The sequence below is a fragment of the Campylobacter sp. P091 genome (genome assembly GCF_002138935.1).
Lineage (GTDB): Bacteria > Campylobacterota > Campylobacteria > Campylobacterales > Campylobacteraceae > Campylobacter > Campylobacter devanensis.
Genome location: NZ_MJKZ01000002.1, coordinates 94,358 through 114,963, shown reverse-complemented (window position 1 = coordinate 114,963; position 20,606 = coordinate 94,358). Strand labels below are relative to the sequence as shown.

The following is a 20,606-nucleotide window of genomic DNA, read 5'->3' as shown; positions in this document are numbered from 1 at the left end:
TAATCTATATTCAAATAATTAACAATATAAATAATACGACAAATATAAAATAATTTGTAACTTATTGTATTTAGAACAATATAAAATTAAGTTAAAAATTTAGTGTATTTTTTAAAGTTTTGTAAAGCCAAATTTAATTAAATTTCAAATATAATATTAGTTTTTATTAATTAAAAAGGATTTTAATGATTAGACATATTGCTCAGCGATATAAAGATGGGAATTTGATAATTCAAATTTTAGTTGGTATTGTTCTTGGTGGGATTTTAGGATTTATAGCTCATAGTGGTAATTCATTTGCTCTAAATTTAACTGATTTAGCAGCGATCTTAGGCTCTCTTTTTGTAGGTGCGCTAAAAGCTGTGGCGCCTGTTTTAGTATTTGTGTTAGTAAGCGCCTCTATAGTACTTAGAGAATTTGGCCGTACTAATGGAATGAAAAATGTGATAATATTATATCTAATTGGCACATTTTTAGCCTCTTTGGCTGCTGTGTGTGTTAGCTTTATATTTCCTACTACTTTAGTGTTACAAAATACATCTGTAGCTATGAGCACAGCACCTAGTAATATAGCAGTGGTATTAAAAGATTTAGTATATAAGATTGTAGATAATCCACTAAATGCTATTGCAACTGGTAATTATATTGGGATTTTAGCTTGGGCTATTGCAACTGGTTTGGCTCTTAGACATTGTAGCAATGAAACAAAAAAAGTATTTAAAGATATTAGTGAAGCAATTACAAGAATAGTTAAATTTGTAATTCGTCTAGCGCCATTTGGTATTTTTGGTCTTGTAAGCATCAGCGTAGCTCAGACTGGATTTGCCGCACTTGGTGGATATGCAAAGCTTTTATTTGTTCTTGTAGGGACTATGCTATTTGTGGCTTTTGTGATAAATGCTGTTATTGCTTTTATAGTTACTAGAAAAAATCCATATCCACTTATAATGACATGTATAAAAGAGAGTGCTATTACGGCGTTTTTTACCAGAAGTAGTGCTGCAAATATCCCTGTAAATATGAATTTATGTAAAAAATTAGAACTAAATGAAGACCTATACTCTATCTCTATACCTCTTGGAGCTACTATCAATATGGCCGGTGCAGCTGTTACTATAGCTGTGCTTTCTCTTAGTGCAGTTTATACTTTAGGGATTGAAGTTGGATTTTGGAATGCCTTATTACTTAGCATTATAGCAGCAATTGGAGCATGTGGTACTAGCGGTGTAACTGGTGGCTCGCTTATGCTTATTCCATTGGCATGTTCATTATTTGGAATTAGCAATGATATAGCTATGCAGGTTGTAGCTATAGGATTTATTATTGGAGTGATTCAAGATTCAGTAGAGACTGCATTAAATAGCTCTACAGATGTTTTATTTACTGCTATTGCATCAAATAACACTAAGGGAGTATGATATGATATGGGATCTATCTAAATTTTTTACTAGTAGCGATGAGCTAGATATATTTTGTTTAAATTTACAAAAAAATGCCAATGAGTTTAATTCTAAATTTAATAAAAATCTAAACTCATTAAAGCCTAATGAATTTAAAACTGCAATAAGTGAATATGAGCAAATTTTAGCTGATATTGGCAAGATAATGAGCTATGCGTATTTAAAATTTGCCAAAGATACAAGCCAAGGGGCGTTTTTGGCTAAATATGAAGAGATTTGTACTAAGATTGAAGAGCAAATTCTATTTTTTGAGATTGAATTTAATGAGCTTGATAAAGATAGACAATCTAGCTTTATAGCCATAAATCCTAAATTTAGCTACTACTTAGAAAATCTAGCTAAAAATAAAGCTCATCAGTTGAGTTTTTTAGAAGAGAGAATTTTACTAAGAACTGCAAATACTGGTGCTAGTGCATTTAGCAGATTGTTTGATGAGAGTATGGCTAGAGCTAGATTTGAGTTTCGTGGGCAAAGCTTAAAAGAAGAGGAGATTTTATCTAAGCTTAGTAGCGATGATAGAAGCGTTAGAAAAGATGCTGCATACTCACTAAGCAAAGGTTTAGAGCCGATGCAACACCTACTAACATACATATATAATATGATAAAAACAGATCTAAAAAATAGCTGTGAGTTACGCGGATATGAGCTAGGTGAATCAAGTAGACACCTAAGCAATCAAATAGAAAAAGCTAGCGTAGATGCGCTAATAAAAGCTAGTGAAAATAGCTTTGATCTAGTGGCTAAATTTTATAATAAAAAGCGTCAAATATTAGGTTATGATAAACTATATGATTATGATAGATACGCACCTCTTGGTGGCGATGAACAGATAAGTTATGAAGAGGCTAAAGAGATTGTAATTGATGCTTTTAATAGTTTTAATCCACTTTTTGGCACTTTGGCCAAGAGAGCTTTTAATGAGAATTGGTGCGATGTATATCCAGATAAAAATAAACAAGCTGGAGCATTTTCTCACTCTGCTAGTAGCGATGTGCATCCATTTGTACTTTTAAATTTCACAGGTAGAAGGCGTGATCTTTTTACTTTAGCACATGAACTAGGCCATAGCATACATCAATATCTTAGCTATGAAGTAGGCTATCTTAACTCACATACTCCGCTTACTACTGCTGAGACAGCTTCAGTATTTTGTGAGATGTTGGTTTTTGAATATATTAAAAACACTCTACCAAAAGAGCAAAAAACTGCCCTACTAGCTGGCAAAATAGAAGATATTTTTGCTACACTTTATAGACAGATTAATTTTACTACATTTGAAAGACGAGTTCATGCTTATGATGGCGAAATAAGTAGCGATGAGCTAAATCAAATTTGGCTAGAAGAGTCTAAAAAGATGTTTGGCGACTCTTTAGAATTAAATGAGTATTATAAAATTTGGTGGAGCTATATACCGCATTTTATCCACTCACCATTTTATTGCTATGCCTACTCATACGCTCAGCTTTTAGTGCTTGCTCTTTTTGGACTATATAAAAGTGGAAAATGTGAAAATTTTATAGAGATATATACTAAGTTTTTATCTCTTGGCGGTAGCAAGAGTCCAAAAGAGCTTGTCGCTATGTTTGGATTTGATATTGATGATGAGAAGTTTTGGAGTGTAGGAATTGCTCAAGTAGCAAATTTAGTAGATGAGTTTATACAAGGAGAGTAGTAGTGCTTGAAGAGTTTTTAAAAGATAGTGAGTTTGCATCTATGATGCATAGAAATGTTTATGATTTATTAAATTTTTTGATAAAAAAAGGGGCTACATTTGATATTTTAGTAAATACTAAATTTGTAAGCTTTAATCCCGAATTGCCCGATGAAATCAAATCTAGTTTTAATCCATCTGTTATTTTATTTAGTCTAGCTGGATATTCGCTAAGCAGTGTTGAAATTATTAAAGATGAGATAAAATTTGAAGCTGGATTTGGGCCAGATAATTTTGCTAGCGTAGTAAACATACCAATTGGTGCTATTATCAGAATTAGTATAGATGAAAATCCTATATTAATAAATTTTGCTACATATAGCCCAAGCGACTCCAAAACAAAACAGGAGCGCTCAAAGCAGATATTTTTAAATAACCCTAAAAATAGAGATATTTTTAAAGGTCAATAGATATTTTACTAACCTTTTCTAGTATGGACTCATTCTCTTTGAGTCCTGCTATAAATACTGGACGAATAATATTAACACCCTCAATTTCTACTGGAAATAAAGTGCCATTGGCAATTGATTTTTTCACCAAAAAATTAGGCAAAAACGCTACATACTCCCTAGATTTATTATTTAGCATTGCGCACCTAGTAGCTATAGCGCCATCAAGAGTATAGACAGTGTGTAGATCATCATAATTTACACCAAATTGCTCAAAATACCCTTTTAAAAATGCCTTCGTTCTATCTGTGATAAAGTTAAATTCACTAAGCTTTGCTGGAGTTATTTTTTGATTTGGGACTTTATTTGAAACTAAGATTATCTCATATTCAAATAGCTTTTTAAATATCAAATGATCATTATATAATCTCTCTTGAGTCATTATAATATCGCATCTTTTATCCATTAAACTTGATACTAGATCATTATTTGTATCGGCTATTTTTACATCTAAATCGCTATTTATAACATTGCAAATTTTATCTAACATAAATGGCAAAATAGCATGAGCTATAAGTAAGTTTGTAGCAATTGAGATTTTAAATTTCTCATCTTTTATTCTATGAGCTTCCTCTTTAAATCTAAACATAGCTCCTTCAAATTTAAGACATAATTTATAAAATCTATCCCCCTCTTTTGTTAAAACAATCCCATTTTTACGCCTAACTAAAAGCGTAGTTTGCAACATTTCTTCAAGCTTTTTAATCTGTAAAGTAACGGCTGGCTGAGAAAGGCCTAAAGTGGCTGAAGCTTTTGAAAAACTTTTTTCTTTAACAATCGTCATAAATGTATATATTTTATTAAAATCTATCAAAACAACCCCTTTAGTAAATTTACTTTTTCAATTTTATTAATTTAATCCTTAAACTAGATTTTAATTTTATATAATGTTTACTTATATTAATATTTAATAATTAATCTGTAACTTTTTGTAACACGTATTATTATTAAGTTAAAATTTGATATAATCTTAGCTTTATTAACAAAAAAGAGTAATTTATGAACAATTTATTAAATTCACTTAATGAAAATCAAAAAATAGCCGCCACCCATATAGATGGCCCAATGCTAATCTTAGCTGGAGCTGGAAGCGGTAAAACAAAAACCATAACTTCGCGTCTAGCCTATTTAATAAGTGAAGTTGGCATAGATCCACTAAACACTCTTACACTTACATTTACTAATAAAGCAGCCACTACTATGAAACAGCGTGCTATGGCTATGCTTGGTAATTATAATACAAATCCATTGCTTTGCACATTTCATAAGTTTGGTCTATTATTTTTAAAATTTCATATAAATGAACTAGATAGAAGCAATAACTTTATAATAATTGATACTGATGATAAAAAAAAGATTATAAAAGAGATAGAGAGCGAAGTCCAAACCGCCATAGTAGCAAATGAGATATCAAAATACAAAAATATGCTTTTAAGTGTTGAAGCTGTTATGGATAGCTCCAAATTAGACGCTCAATACACAAAGACAAATTACGAAAAAATAGCCAAAGCTTATAAATTATATGAAGAGTATTTAAAGAGCAATAACTTAGTTGATTTTGATGATCTTTTGTGCTTGACTTATAATATTTTGGCTAAAAATCCAGATTTGAGCGATCAAATTTCAGATAGATATAAGTATATAATGGTAGATGAGTATCAAGATACAAATGATTTACAATACAAACTACTTCGCCAGCTTTGCTATAATCACCAAAATTTAGTTGTCGTAGGCGATGATGACCAAAGCATATATGGATGGAGAGGTGCGAGGATAGAAAATATCTTGAATTTTAAAGATCAATTTAGTAGCGTCAAACTAATCAAATTAGAGACAAATTACCGCTCTACCCCATCTATACTAAATGCCGCTAATGAGCTAATAGATCACAATAGAACAAGGCTTGGTAAGAGACTAGTGAGTCAATTAGCAGATGAAAATCCTATAGAAATTTTAGAGCATAGTGATGAAAATGCTGAAGCTAAAAACATCGCTACAAAGATAAATAAACTCCTATCAAGTGGTGTATCGGCTAACGAAATTGCTATTTTATATAGAGTTAATGCTCTATCAAGAAGCTTAGAAGATGGATTAAACAAAGCTAGAATTCCATATAAAATGGTAGGCGGAGTCAAATTCTATGAAAGAGCTGAAATCAAAGATATCATAAGCTATTTAAGGCTGATTTTAAATCCAAATGATGACTTCTCTCTAACTCGCATTATCAATCGCCCAAAACGGGGTCTAGGCAAGGTAAGCCTAGCTAAATTAGAGAAATTTGCCTTTGATAGCAAAACTTCTTTATATAATGCGATATATATTGCTGGTGAGGATGTATTGAGCAAGAAATTAAGCCAAACATTAATTGAACTAGCAAACAATATAAAAGAGCTATCAACTCTAGCACCATACGATTTGATAAGTAGATTTGACTCTACATTTGGTATTAAGGCCTATTATGAGAGTCTGCCTGATGGAGCTGAGAGGGTTATAAATATTGATGAATTTTATGCTTTATTGAAAGATCATATATTAAATACTCCTGAATTTGATTTAGAAGAGTTTTTAAATGAGCTTGCGCTTGAGAGCGAACAAGATAGAATTAGCGATGATGCTATATCTATTATGAGTGTGCATGCTAGCAAGGGGCTTGAGTTTGAGCATCTATTTGTAATTGGGCTTGAAGAGGGATTTTTCCCGCTTCTTGGCGATGGAAGCGATATAGAAGAAGAGAGACGCCTAGCGTATGTAGCCATCACTAGGGCTAAAAGGGGCTTAAATTTATCATACTCAAATTCACGGTTTTACAAAGGCCAAAGATCAAGGCTAAATAGATCAAGATTTCTAAGTGAAGCTGGCCTTTGCGAAGGCTCTTTAAAGATAGAGAGCCAAAATGAGTTTAAAAAAGGCGATCTAATCAAGCATAAAATTTTTGGTATCGGACGAGTTGTAGAGGTGGCTAAAATCAAAAATGAATTTAAACTAAAAATAAATTTTGGTGGAAATATCAAAGATATAATGTCATCATTTGTAGAGAAGGTTATATGAATAGGCTATTTGTAGCGTATAAGCCAAAAGGTATGGTATCAAACCACTTTTTAAGCAGACTTAAACGAAAATATGGAGTCAAAAAGGCTGGATTTTCTGGGATTTTAGATCCATTTGCGAGCGGATGCTTGATTGTGGCATTTGGAGCATATACAAGGCTATTTAACTATCTTAAAATTGAGCCTAAGGTATATAGAGCCACGCTCTGGCTAGGGGCTAGTTCAAATAGTGGAGATAATGAAAATATCAACCAAATTCACCTTCCACCTACTCTAGATGAAGCACAGATAAAAAACGCTTTACAAAATCTTCAAGGCAAAATAAACTACATACCACCAAAATTTAGTGCTAAAAAAATTGATGGCAAAAGAGCTTATGAACTAGCTAGGGCTGGGAGTGAATTTGAGTTAAAAGAGTGTCAAATGGAAGTTTTTAGTACTAAATTTATAAGCTATTGCCACCCATTTATCACATTTGATATAGCAGTTTCAGCTGGGTCATATATACGCTCTTATGCACAAATTCTAGCAAAAAATTTAGGATTAATAGGTACATTAAGTGCGCTTGAAAGAATCAGTGAAGGAAAATTTAAATTTCAAAACGAAACTCCACTAAATCCATTAGAATATCTAAATTTAACTAAAAATAGCTATAAAGGCGATATTTTAGATATAGTTTTAGGTAAAAAACTTAAATGTAGTGATTTTGAAACTAGTAGCGATGGGGAGTATCTAATTGAATTAGATGATACTTTTAGCATAATTAAAATAGAAAATCAAGAGGTAAAATACGCAATAAATAGGATGGAAAAATGCTTATATTAACACGAAAAGTTACAGAATCAATCAAAATTGGAGATGATATCGAAATTACAATTTTAGGTATTGGTACACAAAATGTAAAAATAGCAATTCAAGCACCAAAAGATATCTTAATTCTACGCAAAGAGTTAGTAAGAGAGATTGCCGATAATAACACAGTTGCTAGCGAGCCAAAGCAAAATTTGCTAGAAATTCTAGCCAAAAAGATATTTAAATGAGAAGTTTTGCTAAAATTAATATTTTCTTAAAAATTACTGGATTTCGTGGGAACTATCATGAAATAAGCTCTAGATTTATTATCTGTGATTGGTTATATGATGAGGTTGAACTAGTTAAACGAATAAGCGATGGTCTTATTATAGATAATCCATTTAGCGATAATATTATCTTTAAGGCTTATGATGCTTTAGTAGCGCTTGGTTTTAGCAAACAGCTTGAAGAGTTTTTTAAATTCCATCAAGTAAGTCTAATTAAAAATATTCCAGTTGGTGGTGGCTTAGGTGGTGGTAGCAGTAATGCAGCAACCTTTTTACACTTAGTAAATGATACATTAAATTTAAATATTTCACAAAAAAAATTAATGCAAATAGCTCATAAAATTGGTGCTGATGTAGCATTTTTTGTAAGCAAATTTAAAGCTGCAAATGTAAGTGGAATTGGTGAAATTGTAGAAGAATTTGATGATGATATACCAAATTTAGATATTATCACTAGCCCTATTTTTTGCTCTACTCCAAAAGTTTTTAACCAATATAGAGCTAATTTTAATGGATTTGATGAGAATTTAGCTAGAGATTTAAAAAAGCTAAAAAGTAGCGAAATTTTAGTAAATTTTACAAATATACAGTTAAATGATCTTTTAAAGCCATGTCAGCAGATTTATCGTGAGCTAGATATTGCTAACGATGAGTTTTTAAGTGGAAGTGGAAGCACTAAATTTAAAACCAAAAATTTAACATAAAAAAGTAAAATAACCCAAATCAAATTTAAAGGAAAAGTAATGAAAGTACTACTAATAAAAGATGTCAAAGGTCTAGGTAAGGCTGGAGAGGTAAAAGAGGTAAAAGATGGCTATGGCAATAATTTTTTAATAGGCAAAGGATATGCCAAGGCCGCTACAGACGCTGTGCTAAGACAATGGGAAGCAGCCAAAAGAAATGAAGCTCAAATTAAAGAGTATGAGATTAGCCAAAATGAGAAGTTAAAAGATGAGCTAGCTGGGGTCAAAATCACTATAAAAACAAAATTAGGCGCCAATGGAAGCCCATTTGGTAGCATTACCAAAGATGAGATTGCAAAAGCATTAAAAGAGCAAAAAGGCTATGAAATAGAGAAAAAATCCCTAGAGTGTGATAATATCAAATCACTTGGCGAACATGAAATTTCAGTTAAATTAACCCATCAAATTCACGCTAAATTTAAGATTGAAATAGTAGGTGAGTAATGTTTCATGCTACTACTATACTAGCTTATAGAGGCAAAGATGCTGCTGTAATAGGTGGCGATGGTCAAGTAAGCTTTGGTTCTACAATTTTAAAAGGCAATGCTGTTAAGATAAGAAAGCTATATGGCGGGAAAATTTTAGCTGGATTTGCTGGGTCAACCGCTGATGCGTTTAATCTTTTTGATATGTTTGAGAGAATTCTTGATGGAGTCAAGGGTGATTTACTTAAGGCTGTAATTGAATTTAGCAAAGAGTGGAGAAAAGATAAAGTATTAAGAAAATTAGAGGCTATGATGTTAGTACTAAATCGTGATCATATATTTTTACTAAGTGGAACTGGAGATGTAGTAGAACCAGAAGATGGCAAGATAGCAGCCATTGGAAGTGGTGGAAACTACGCACTCTCAGCTGCTAGGGCTTTAGATAAATTTGGATCTCTTAGTAGTGAGGAATTGGTAAAAGAGAGTCTAAAAATAGCCGGAGAGATCTGTATTTATACAAATACAAATATAAAAACTTATACATTAACGGATTAAAATATGAACTTAACACCAAAAGATATAGTAAAATTTCTAGATGATTATGTGATTGGTCAAAATGATGCTAAAAAAGTTATTGCTATCGCACTTCGTAATCGCTATAGGCGTATGCAATTACCAAGCGATATTCAAGATGATATAGTGCCTAAAAATATCTTAATGATAGGCTCAACAGGCGTAGGTAAAACAGAGATTGCTAGGCGTCTTTCAAAGCTTTTTGGCTTACCATTTATAAAGGTTGAAGCTAGTAAATATACAGAAGTTGGTTTTGTAGGTAGAGATGTAGAGTCTATGATAAGAGACTTAGCGATGGCGGCGCTAAATTTAGTCAAGCAAGAGCATAGAGAGAAAAATAGTGATAAAATAGAAGAGTATATAGAAAAGAGAATTCTAGAAAAGCTCCTCCCACCACTACCAAATGGCGCAACTGATGAGAAAAAAGAGCAATACCAAATCAGCTATGAGAAGATGAAACAAAAACTAAAAGATGGCAAACTTGATGACCTTACAATCGAGATTGAAGTAGATCAATCGAGCTTTGAAGCTGGGGCGAATTTGCCACCTGATATGGCAGCTATGCAAGAGAGCTTTATAAAAGTAATTGGAATTACAAACAAAAAAGTCAAAAAAGAGCTAAAAGTAAAAGACGCCAAAGAGAGTCTAAAAAACGAAGCTAGCGAAAAAATATTAGATATGGAAAGCATTAAAGCCGAAGCATTAAGAAGAGCTCAAAATGAAGGAATAATATTTATTGATGAGATAGATAAAGTTGCTGTAAGTAGCTCTGGTTCATCTCGCCAAGACCCTAGCAAAGAAGGCGTTCAAAGAGATCTTTTGCCTATTGTAGAAGGTAGTGATGTATCTACTAAATTTGGAACTATTAAAACTGATCATATACTATTTATAGCTGCTGGAGCATTTCATATCTCAAAGCCAAGCGATCTAATTCCTGAGCTTCAAGGTAGATTTCCACTGCGTGTAAGTCTTGATAGCTTAGATGAAGATGCCCTATATGAAATTCTAACAAAACCTAAAAATTCACTTTTAAATCAATATCAAGCCTTACTTAATGTAGAGGGTGTAGAACTTGAATTTAGTGATGATGCTTTAAGGCAAATTGCTAAACTAACTCAAAGTACCAATCAAAAAGTAGAAGATATCGGAGCTAGAAGACTTCATACTGTTATCGAAAAACTACTTGAGGATATTAGCTTTAATGCTGATGAATATAAAGGCCAGAAATTTAGCATAACAAAAGAGTTAGTTGATGAAAAATTAGGGCAAATTTGCCAAGATGAAGATAGGGCAAAATATATATTATGAGAAGCGGATTTGTAACCTTAATAGGCAGAACAAATGCTGGTAAAAGTAGCCTTTTAAATTATTTGCTTGATCAAAAAATATCAATGGTCTCACATAAGCAAAATGCTACAAGACGAAAAATTTTAGGCATTGTAATGAATGAGCAAGACCAAGCAATCTTTATAGATACCCCAGGTCTTCATGATAGCGCTAAGACATTAAACAAACTAATGGTTCAAAGCGCTATTAAATCTTTAGGTGATGCAGATGCAGTAGTATTTGTAGCTAGTGTTTTTGATAGTTTAGAAAATTACGAAAAGTTCTTAAGCTTAAATACTACTTTACCTCATATAATCGCACTTACAAAGATAGATGAAGCGAGCCAAGATAAGCTATTTCAAAAGTTAAATGAGTATCAAAAATACTCAAATAATTTTCAAGCTATAGTCCCAATAACTATTAAAAAGCAAGCCTATAGAAAGATTTTTTTAGATGCTCTTACCCCCCTGCTTCCAGAGCATCCTCATTACTATGATCCAGAGTTTATCACCACAACAAATGAAAAAGATATTTATAGAGATTTTATATTAGAGGCTATATTTGAGTGTGTTAGTCAAGAGGTGCCATATAGTTCTGATGCGATTGTATCAAAGGTAAAACAAAAGAGCGATATCTTAGAAATCGAGGCTAAAATTATAACAGATAATACCCACCATAAGGCAATTTTAATAGGCAAAAATGGTGCTACTATTAAGCGTATTGGAATTGTGGCTCGCAAAATTATAAGTGAATTTAATAATCAAAAAGTATTTATTAAATTAAATGTAGAGATAGATAAAAACTGGCATACTAATGAAAATAGCATTAAAAAATATTTAGATTTAAAAGGAAATTAAGATGGCTTTTGAGAGAGTTTTGCAAGCTATAGATGATATAAAAAATGGCAAAATGATAGTCATGGTAGATGATGAAGATAGAGAAAATGAGGGTGATATAGTATTTGCTGCAGCCTTTAGTGATGTGCAAAAAGTCAATTTTATGATCACTCACGCTAGAGGTGTTTTATGTACCCCACTTAGTAAAGAGTTAGCTGATAAATTTGATCTATATCCTATGGTTGGAGCAAATACTAGCTCTCATGAGACAGCATTTACTATTAGCATTGATGCTAAAAAGGCGACCACTGGAGTAAGCGCATATGAAAGAGATATGACAATTAAAATGTTAGTAGATAGTGCCACAAAGGCTGATGATTTTGTCCGTCCAGGTCATATATTTCCACTAATTGCTAAAAGTGGTGGCGTGTTAGAGCGAACTGGACATACTGAAGGCAGTATAGATCTATGTAGATTGGCTGGTCTTGCTCCAGTATCTGTAATCTGCGAGATAGTAAATGATGATGGTACGATGGCTAGACGCGATGATTTAGAAAAATTCTGCGATAAATTTAATCTAAATATGGTAAGCATAGCCGAGATTATAGAGTATCGCCTACATCATGAAAAATTAATTAGTGTTGATGAGCTAGGAGAGTCGCAAATAGCTGGTAAAAAAGCAATCAAGTATAGCATAATAGATCACCTTGGAAATAAACATTACGCCTTTATTTTTGGTCAAATAGCTTCTAAAACGAATGTAAAATTTCACAAGATAAAAGATGATATAGAACTTTTAAATTCATATAAATTTAATGAGTTTTTATCTCATATAGAGTTGCTAGATAGTGAAGGCGGAATACTGATATTTTTAGCCGGCAATGAAGATGATAGCGGACTTATTAAAAACTATGGTATAGGAGCGCAGATTTTAAAATACTTCGGTGCTAGCGATATTGAGATTTTAAGTTCGAGCGAATTTAAAGAGTTTGTAGCTATTAGTGGATTTGGGTTAAATATTTTAGGACAAAAATCACAATAAAATCAATTGAAAGTTATAATGTTAGAATATTTATAAGTTTTATAAATATTCTAATCAATTTAAGCTAGATTTTATCAAATTAAACCAGGTAAAATCTTAATAGCTTTATATCTATCCTCATGATAAAAGTTCTTAAAATACACTGGTAAAAAATTTACTAAATGCATCATAAATTTGCTTATTTCTTTTTTCGATATCGCATTTTAACCAATCCTTTTGTGAACTTGCAGATAAATCTCGTGCTTCTATAAAATAAGAATCTTTGTATATCTCTTTCTTTTTATTAAAATACCCATTTCCAGCCTGAATATTTAATTTTTTCTCTAAAAACATTTTATTACCAATTTGTTCTAAATATTCTTGTGCTTCTTTTTCATCCCAGCCATTATAATTTGTATTTTGCCAATTTCTAGGAAAAATATGCTCGATCTCAGCTTTTACTAAACTATAATTTTTATTATCTTTATTCCATTCCATTACTTGATTTTGATTATACATAATAGCATAAAGAGCTAGAATATAGCGAATTTGCTGAGGTCTAGCTTTTTTTGAGAAGTCTATAAAATTTTCTAATGATGGTATTTTTAAATCTGGTAAATTTATACTTGGCTCAAAAATATTTGTTCTTTTATTTTCTCTAATAATATTTACATTTGCTTTCATAAGACCCCAGAATAATCCAGAACTTCCACCTTTTCCATATATAAGCCCCAATGCATTATACGCTACAAGTTGCGGCAAGATTATATCAAAAATATCACTATTTTTATTCTTTTTATACTCATAAAAACACACACTTACAACCATTTGCCATAATCTATTTTGAAAGGCATTTAAAATCGCAAAATATTTTTGAGCTTGTGGATTTAAATAATTATAAGGATTGCACCAAAACTCACCCAATTGTTTAATAAATTCAAAAGTTTCTTCTTTATTTAATAAATCTTCATTTGCAGCAAAATTCGCTTTTTTATTTTTAGAGTTTTCTTTATCTTTTTTAGTCCAAAACTCAAGCACGCCAGGAATAACTGTATCAACCTCACTATACTGCGCTCTAATGATGTGTTCATATTGAGTAAATAAGAAACTAATATCTTCTTTTTTAAGATAGCTTGAGTTTTGAATTTGATTTTCTAAAGCTTTCCACTCTTTTGCAAATTCCATCCTATCTTTATCATTTTTATTAGTAAAAATCAATCCTTTAAAAATATCAGCCGGGCTTAAAGAGACACCTCTATTATTCAATGTATTAAAAATTCTTAAAGCTTTATCACGACCATCGCATTCAATTGGTAAAATTACACAATTTTGCAATAAACATAAACAAAAATTAAACCACTCCGTAGGTTTGTCTTTTGCTAATTCATCAATTTTATTTTGAAATAATATAAAATTTTTCTCATATAAAGATAGTTTTTTACTCTCTTTATCAATAATTAAGTTATCTTTAAAAATATTTTCCAAGCTTTGATTGTCTAAATCTGTAGCCACCTCGCTTTTAAAATGAGCTTCATCAAAATTAATATTTCCAGTCAAAGAGTTTATATCCCAAAGACAAGAAGCCAAATTGTCTTTTAGTTTATCAATACCATTTTGCCCTCTTGCCTTTTCATATAATGCACGAATAAATAAACATAAAGTTGTAGTTCTTTGTTGTCCATCAATAATGTTTTGTTTGCCATTTTCCTTATAAATCACCACAGAACCTAAAAAATATTCCTCATCTTCTTCCTTATTTTCAAAGAAATTATAAACATCTTCCCATAACTGTTCGCACTCATCTTCGCTCCAGACATAATTTCTTTGATACATAGGGATTAAAAATTTATTTTTTGATAGATACTCAAATATACTCTTTCTTTCCGCTCTCATTTCTGCCATTTAATATTCCTTTTATTATTTTTAATTATCTACTTCTTCTTTGGTCTAAATACTTTCATAATATTCTCATCGCACTCAATATAAGCCGCACCAATTAGGTCTAGACAATATGGAATTGCTGGGAAAATAGGTTCCAAACACTCTTTAATTGCTTTTGGTTGACCTGGTAGATTAATTATTAAGCTCTGGTCTTTAATGCCGGCTGTTTGGCGAGATAAAATAGCTGTAGGAACATACTTTAAACTACTACTTCGCATTAATTCACCAAATCCTGGTAGCATTTTCTCACATACAGCTTCAGTTGCTTCAGGTGTTACATCTCTAGGTGCTGGCCCTGTCCCGCCAGTAGTAAATACTATATCACAACCTTGCTCACACATTTGTTCTAGACTATTTACTATTAACTTATAATCATCAGGTATAACCCTATAAATAAACTCTAAATCGCTTATTACCCACTCTTTTAGTATATTTTGAATCGCCACACCGCTCTCATCTGCATAGACTCCAGCACTTGCTCTATCGCTTAGTGTTAATACTCCTATTTTAGCCATTATTTATCCTTTGTATTATCATTATTACATCAGCTCTACTTGCTAATTCATTTTCTAGTAAAAATTTAGCCAAGGCATCTATCTCAGATCTCATCTTATCTATTAGCTCATTTACTTCGCTGCGAATTCGTTCTAAAAGCTCTCTAGTCTCATCATCACTAGGCATAATCCTATCCCCCATTCCATACTCCATTACTAGTTCCCTAGCGATATTTTTAGCTATTTTTATATCATTTTTGGAATTAGTATATAGTTCACCAGTGATTAAATTCATCGCACAAATACCAGCTAAATGAACTTTAATAAGCCCCAAAAGATCACTTTTTGAGCTTAAAAATGTATCGCTAGCACCAAATTTATCATTTAAAAGTGAAATTTGATTAAAATTAATACCGCAAAACTCAGCCATTAGTGCCTTAGCTGATTGATAAATAGCTTGGATTTTCTTTTCGTTTTGACTTAGACTATGAAGATGTTTTTTACCATCAATTACCCTATTTTCCACTGCCTTGAAGTCATCATTATTTATAATCTCTCTGCCATTTCTTAATGCATTTATGGCTGCTTCATTTACTAGTGTTGCAAGTGCTGCTCCGCTAAATCCAGTTGTACTTCTAGCTACAAAACCAATATCTACTGAGTGTCTTTTGCCTTGCAAATATATACTAAGTATATCATTTCTATCGCTAATATCAGGCATTCCTACAAATATACGCCTATCAAATCTTCCACTACGCAATAAAGCTTCGTCCATCATCTCAATCTTATTAGTTGCTGCTATTACAACTACACCGCTACTGCTTAAAAACCCATCCATTTCAGTTAAGAGCTGATTTAGTGTAGCCTCTCTCTCATCGCTTCTATTGCCACCACGAGCTTTGCCTACAGCATCAATCTCATCAATAAAGATTATACTTGGTGCATATGTTTTAGCCATACTAAAAAGCTCTCTGACACGCTTTGCCCCCATTCCAGCATAAATTTGAACAAAATTTGCTCCACTTTGGTAAAAAAATGGCACATTTGCCTCTCCGGCTACTGCTTTGGCTATTAGTGTTTTGCCAACACCTGGAGGGCCTACCATTAGCACGCCTTTTGGCATTTTAATGCCTAAATTTGAATATTTAGTTGGATTTTTTAAAAAATCTACTATCTCAATTAGCTCACTTTTTACATCTTTAATCCCTGCAACATCGTTAAATGAGATATCTGAGACTACTGGAGTTATCTGATTAGATACACCCTCAAGTAGATTGGCTGACTCACTTTTTTCTTGTGGTTTTTTTGCCACCTTAATAAATGGTGTAAATTTAATAACCACAAATACAACTACAGCTAAAAGCATTAAAATCAAAACTACCCAAATCAAGCCACCATCACCACTACTCTCTACTGCGACCCTTTGACCTAACTCGCTTAAGCTTATCATCTCTTTTGGAATTATATAACTTCTATTTAATGCTTTAATTATCACACTATCGCCATCTATTATAGCATTTTGAATAACTCCGGCTTGCAAAAAATTATCATACTCTAATAGGGTAATTTTACTAGGCATTGAGCGAAAAATAGCAATTACAAATAGCAATACTAAAACAATACTAGCTGCGATTATGGCTGATTTTTTATTAAATTTAGGTAGCTTTATTTGGCTAAATTTGAGCATAATTAGATTCCTGCATAATTTCATAATCTGTTATATGTATCCACTCTTTTGCTATATTTTTAGAACTTTTAATTTTGATTTTATTATAATATTGATCCCAACCCTCATAGATATCTCCATTTGATTGCTTCTCTACTAACACATCTAGCGGTCTATCAGCATTGTTTTGTCTAAATTTTAGATTATTTTGTGCTACGATATTTTGAAGCGTTTTTAGCCGCTCTTTAGCAATTTGAGAATCAACATCCATAGGCATTGTGGCTGATTTGGTGCCATTTCGTGGGCTAAAGATAAAGGCATGAATATGCGTTAATGGAAATTTATTAAAATTCTCTATAGCTTCATTCCATATTTGCGGCGTTTCACCTGGATGCCCTACGATAAAATCAGTCCCAAGCGCAAACCCCATTGAGCTTAGCTCACAAAATAGATCTAAATCTCTTAAGGCTCTATTTCTTCTATTCATTATAGTAAGCATCTGTTGACTGGTATGCTGAAGTGCTATATGTAGATGTCTCTCTAACCATGGCTCGTGTACAATTTCTCTAAAACTCTCATCAATCTGACTTGGTTCAATACTTCCAAGACGAATTCGCTTAATTCCATTAATTTTACCCAAATGCGCTACTAATCTGCCAAGACTAGTTCCAACACCTTTGCCGTAGCTACCGATATTTGTACCAGTTAATACTATCTCGCTATAGCCATTACTTGCTAAAATTTTAGCCTCTTTTAATATTATATCCTCATCTATACTTCTACTAAATCCCCTAACACTTGGAATAATACAGTAGCTACAGGCAAAATCGCATCCTTCTTGAATTTTAATAAAAGCTTTGGTGTGATTTTCATAGTTACTTACTATATTTTTATCGATGAAATTTAGATCTCCTAGCTCATAAAACGGCTCACTCTTACCTAACATTTCATCAATTTTACTCTTATTACTAGCACCAAGAACTCCAAAAATAGCTGAACTTTTAAATAATTCATCACCTTTGCTAACTGCTCCACAACCAGTTAAGATTACTTTTTTGCCGCTATTACGCATACTATTTATATAGTTTCTTACTCCGCTATCTGCACCATTTGTAACAGTACATGAATTTACCACTATAATATCAGCGATATTATCATCATTAACTATTTCATAATTTTTTACATAACTTTTTAAAAGCTCAGTATCATAGATATTTGTCCTACATCCAAATGTTTTAAAATATACTCTCAATCTAAATTTTCCTTATCTAATTCTAATTGTTGCTCGATTTTACCAGTATGTCTTCCCATAAATAGCGTCTGAGTCGGATAAGCGATTTTGATATCATTTTCAGCATTTAATGCCTCTATAATCTCAGCACTAATAGTACTACGAAGAGCTAATGTACCATAAGAATTATTCATATACCAAACACTAATATTAATCCCATAAGGCTCAAAAAAGCTAAATATTCTAGGCTCTACATTTGTATTTTTTATATTATACTGATCTCGTAATTTATTCATCTGCTGCTTAGCTATATCAGTATAACCTTTTGAATACTTTCTTGCTATATTTTTGATTATATGCATCGCTTTTTTGTGGTTGCTATCATAACTTAGCATTATATCAATCCCATCCCATACGGTTTTCATACCGCTGTGAGTGTAGTTGGCAATGAGTTCTGTAAATATATAGTTATTTGGTATAAATATAATCCTACCACTTCTGCGATTTACTTTATATGTCGTTAGTGTAATGTCTTCATAAATTGTCATTCTAAGTAAGCTAATATCTATAATATCACCTACATAATCTCCATTTTGATACCTTACACGAATTCTATCGCCCACATGGAATGTCCCGCCAAAGATAATCACACTCCACCCAAGCAAACTCATAAACATATCTTTCATAGCAATTGCCAAACCAGCAGAGGCAAAACCAAGAATCGTAACCATATAGCTAACATTTTCTATATATGCAAAAAGTAAAATAAAAATAATAATAGTAAAGTTTATAACATTTATAAATTTATTTATAGTGTAGAATTTTTGATTATCAATTACATATTTTTTGGCTGTAAATTTAAGTAAAAATCCAATCAAAATCACAATAATAATAGTAAAAAATATAGTTAATGTCTCTTTGATCTGTGAAGTTAGGCTATCAGTAGCACGGCTAATTGTCTCATCTAATCTAGTTTGATATACTCCAAATGTTGTTGTGGCAATCTCTTTGGCGATATTAAATTCACTTAAAGTTCTATTAATCTCAACTAAATTTGCGTAATTTGTTGCTGTTTTATTTAAATCATATAGCTCTTGAAGCAAATTTTGCTTCTTGCTAAGAATATCTACAGCTACTTCAAGCTGAGCTAAGCGACTATAATACTCACTTTTTTGTCCTTTTAATCTCTTAAGATACGAAAATCCTCCAATTATTGCAATTGGATTTGTGATCTTATACTCCTCTTCTACATCTGGCACAGCTAGCATACTTTGAAATGGAGATTTTTCATACTCTTTTAATAACTCAATCTGCTCTTTTAAGCTTGAAACTCTGCTATTTAATTCATCTTTATTTTGTTCAAATTTACCATTTTTTAATTGATTTTGAGCCTGTTCTAACTCCAAAAGAAGATTTTGGTATGTGTTGTAATTGGCATATTTTATCAGCCAGATATTGCCTTTTAGAGTTGCGTCTAATCTATTTATATTCTCATTTAGTATCGAAATTTGACTCTCCTCAGCCATCAAAGAGAGAGCCAAAAATAGCAAAATTTTTATAATTTTACTCATTTAAATAGCCCTAAAATTTCTAATACTCGCTCTTTAGAAATATCACTTTTTATAAGATTTTTGCCAATTCCATTAGGTAGGATGAATTTAATCACGCTATTTTCACTCTTTTTATCTAGACTAAATGCGTTATAAAATGCGTTTTCATCTTTGATTTTATACTTTGTTGGTAGATCAAATTTGATTAATAAATTCTCTATCCTATCAAATTCCTTAACACTCAAAAGCCCTAAATTTAGAGCTAATCTATTTGCCATATTCATCCCTATAGCCACCGCTTCGCCGTGTAAAAGCCCCTTGTAATTTAGCTCGTTTTCTATCACATGAGCAAAGGTATGTCCGTAGTTTAACACTGCTCTAAGCCCCTTTTCACGCTCATCTTGGCTAACTACCATAGCTTTTAACTCAACACATCGTTTGATAATTTTGGTTAAATCATCTTGATTATTTATATCACAACTCTCAAAAAATTCAAAAAACTCTCTATCAAACATAATAGCCATCTTAATCGCCTCAGCGATCCCAGCGGCAAATTCACGCTTAGGCAAACTCTTTAAAAATCTACTCTCACAATAGACCGCCTTAGGTTGATAAAAACTACCGATTAGATTTTTACCAAATTTATTATTTACCCCAGTTTTGCCACCCACACTAGCATCAACTTGAGCCAAAAGAGTAGTAGGGATAGTAATAAAGTCAATCCCACGCTCATAAATACTAGCCGTAAATCCACTCATATCGCTAATCACCCCACCACCAAGAGCAATTATAGTGCTAGAGCGATCCAATCTACTTACAAAAAGCTGTTCTAAAATATCTTCGATTGTAGCTAAATTTTTATACTCTTCTCCATCTGCTATGGTGATTACATACTTTTCATCAGCTTCAACTATTGATAAGATATCATTTAGGTATAATCCACCGACTTTGGAATTTGTGATGATTGCGACTTTGCCTTTGAATTTAAGCTTAGAAAGCTCATCTATATATACTTTGTAGCTATTTTTGTCTAAATTTATATCAATTTGCATAT

General features: G+C 32.0%; 19 protein-coding genes. 12 read left to right on the top strand and 7 right to left on the bottom strand.

Annotation, left to right across the window (positions count from 1 at the left end; all coding sequences use genetic code 11):
* Nucleotides 1–185 precede the first annotated feature (185 nt).
* From sstT to CIGNP91_RS02515, 3 genes are read left to right on the top strand one after another with little or no spacing between them, the layout of a single operon-like run.
* Nucleotides 186–1,418, top strand: a complete 1,233-nt coding sequence (gene sstT, locus CIGNP91_RS02525) for a serine/threonine transporter SstT (RefSeq protein ID WP_086253286.1) — start codon at nucleotides 186–188, stop codon at nucleotides 1,416–1,418.
* Between the two features lies 1 nt (nucleotide 1,419).
* Nucleotides 1,420–3,132: a M3 family oligoendopeptidase gene (locus CIGNP91_RS02520; RefSeq protein WP_086228997.1), complete on the top strand. Its 1,713-nt coding sequence runs from the start codon at nucleotides 1,420–1,422 to the stop codon at nucleotides 3,130–3,132.
* A gap of 2 nt (nucleotides 3,133–3,134) precedes the next feature.
* A complete protein-coding gene (locus tag CIGNP91_RS02515) occupies nucleotides 3,135–3,581 on the top strand; it encodes a hypothetical protein (protein WP_086227014.1) in 447 nt (148 codons plus the stop codon).
* Here the strand turns inward: CIGNP91_RS02515 and CIGNP91_RS02510 are convergent.
* Complete coding sequence (locus CIGNP91_RS02510) at nucleotides 3,568–4,434, bottom strand: LysR family transcriptional regulator (RefSeq protein ID WP_236845018.1); 867 nt, start codon at nucleotides 4,432–4,434, stop codon at nucleotides 3,568–3,570. The two genes, CIGNP91_RS02515 and CIGNP91_RS02510, sit on opposite strands and share 14 nt — an antisense overlap.
* Before the next feature lie 185 nt (nucleotides 4,435–4,619).
* Between CIGNP91_RS02510 and CIGNP91_RS02505 the strand changes: the two genes are divergently transcribed.
* From CIGNP91_RS02505 to CIGNP91_RS02465, 9 genes are read left to right on the top strand one after another with little or no spacing between them, the layout of a single operon-like run.
* Nucleotides 4,620–6,668 carry an ATP-dependent helicase gene (locus tag CIGNP91_RS02505; RefSeq protein ID WP_086253285.1) on the top strand — a complete coding sequence of 683 codons (2,049 nt, stop codon included), beginning with the start codon at nucleotides 4,620–4,622 and terminating at the stop codon, nucleotides 6,666–6,668.
* A complete protein-coding gene (gene truB, locus CIGNP91_RS02500; protein WP_086253284.1) occupies nucleotides 6,665–7,492 on the top strand; it encodes a tRNA pseudouridine(55) synthase TruB in 828 nt (275 codons plus the stop codon). Before CIGNP91_RS02505 ends, truB begins: the two co-directional genes overlap by 4 nt.
* Nucleotides 7,480–7,707 carry a carbon storage regulator CsrA gene (gene csrA / locus CIGNP91_RS02495; RefSeq protein ID WP_086224540.1) on the top strand — a complete coding sequence of 76 codons (228 nt, stop codon included), beginning with the start codon at nucleotides 7,480–7,482 and terminating at the stop codon, nucleotides 7,705–7,707. Before truB ends, csrA begins: the two co-directional genes overlap by 13 nt.
* Nucleotides 7,704–8,450, top strand: a complete 747-nt coding sequence (locus CIGNP91_RS02490; RefSeq protein WP_086252451.1) for a 4-(cytidine 5'-diphospho)-2-C-methyl-D-erythritol kinase — start codon at nucleotides 7,704–7,706, stop codon at nucleotides 8,448–8,450. Before csrA ends, CIGNP91_RS02490 begins: the two co-directional genes overlap by 4 nt.
* 39 nt (nucleotides 8,451–8,489) lie before the next feature.
* Entirely contained in the window at nucleotides 8,490–8,933 is a 444-nt protein-coding gene (rplI, locus tag CIGNP91_RS02485) for a 50S ribosomal protein L9 (RefSeq protein WP_086253283.1), read from the top strand.
* Nucleotides 8,933–9,469, top strand: a complete 537-nt coding sequence (hslV, locus tag CIGNP91_RS02480; protein WP_086224543.1) for an ATP-dependent protease subunit HslV — start codon at nucleotides 8,933–8,935, stop codon at nucleotides 9,467–9,469. The genes rplI and hslV overlap by 1 nt, the downstream gene beginning before the upstream one ends.
* Nucleotides 9,470–9,472: 3 nt before the next feature.
* Nucleotides 9,473–10,795: an HslU--HslV peptidase ATPase subunit gene (gene hslU / locus CIGNP91_RS02475; protein ID WP_086253282.1), complete on the top strand. Its 1,323-nt coding sequence runs from the start codon at nucleotides 9,473–9,475 to the stop codon at nucleotides 10,793–10,795.
* On the top strand, nucleotides 10,792–11,670 hold the full coding sequence (gene era, locus CIGNP91_RS02470) for a GTPase Era (protein WP_086233172.1): 879 nt from the start codon (nucleotides 10,792–10,794) through the stop codon (nucleotides 11,668–11,670). Before hslU ends, era begins: the two co-directional genes overlap by 4 nt.
* Nucleotide 11,671: 1 nt before the next feature.
* Nucleotides 11,672–12,691, top strand: a complete 1,020-nt coding sequence (locus tag CIGNP91_RS02465; RefSeq protein WP_086234510.1) for a bifunctional 3,4-dihydroxy-2-butanone 4-phosphate synthase/GTP cyclohydrolase II — start codon at nucleotides 11,672–11,674, stop codon at nucleotides 12,689–12,691.
* 132 nt (nucleotides 12,692–12,823) lie between these two features.
* Here CIGNP91_RS02465 and CIGNP91_RS02460 read toward each other — a convergent pair whose 3' ends face one another.
* Genes CIGNP91_RS02460 through aroB form a run of 6 tightly spaced genes read right to left on the bottom strand, consistent with a single transcriptional unit; the run spans nucleotide 12,824 to nucleotide 20,604 of the window.
* Complete coding sequence (locus CIGNP91_RS02460; protein WP_086253281.1) at nucleotides 12,824–14,572, bottom strand: DUF262 domain-containing protein; 1,749 nt, start codon at nucleotides 14,570–14,572, stop codon at nucleotides 12,824–12,826.
* 29 nt (nucleotides 14,573–14,601) lie between these two features.
* Nucleotides 14,602–15,129 (bottom strand): molybdopterin adenylyltransferase, encoded by a 528-nt coding sequence (gene mog, locus CIGNP91_RS02455; protein WP_086228022.1) that lies wholly within the window; start codon nucleotides 15,127–15,129, stop codon nucleotides 14,602–14,604.
* The gene (locus CIGNP91_RS02450) at nucleotides 15,119–16,792 is read right to left on the bottom strand and encodes an AAA family ATPase (RefSeq protein WP_180383201.1); all 1,674 of its coding nucleotides are present in this window, start codon (nucleotides 16,790–16,792) and stop codon (nucleotides 15,119–15,121) included. Before CIGNP91_RS02450 ends, mog begins: the two co-directional genes overlap by 11 nt.
* Nucleotides 16,779–18,023, bottom strand: coding sequence for a tRNA (N(6)-L-threonylcarbamoyladenosine(37)-C(2))-methylthiotransferase MtaB (gene mtaB, locus CIGNP91_RS02445; RefSeq protein ID WP_086253280.1), 1,245 nt, complete (start codon nucleotides 18,021–18,023; stop codon nucleotides 16,779–16,781). Before mtaB ends, CIGNP91_RS02450 begins: the two co-directional genes overlap by 14 nt.
* Nucleotides 18,020–19,573: a mechanosensitive ion channel family protein gene (locus CIGNP91_RS02440; protein ID WP_086253279.1), complete on the bottom strand. Its 1,554-nt coding sequence runs from the start codon at nucleotides 19,571–19,573 to the stop codon at nucleotides 18,020–18,022. The genes mtaB and CIGNP91_RS02440 overlap by 4 nt, the downstream gene beginning before the upstream one ends.
* Entirely contained in the window at nucleotides 19,570–20,604 is a 1,035-nt protein-coding gene (aroB, locus tag CIGNP91_RS02435; RefSeq protein ID WP_086253278.1) for a 3-dehydroquinate synthase, read from the bottom strand. The genes CIGNP91_RS02440 and aroB overlap by 4 nt, the downstream gene beginning before the upstream one ends.
* Nucleotides 20,605–20,606: the final 2 nt, after the last annotated feature.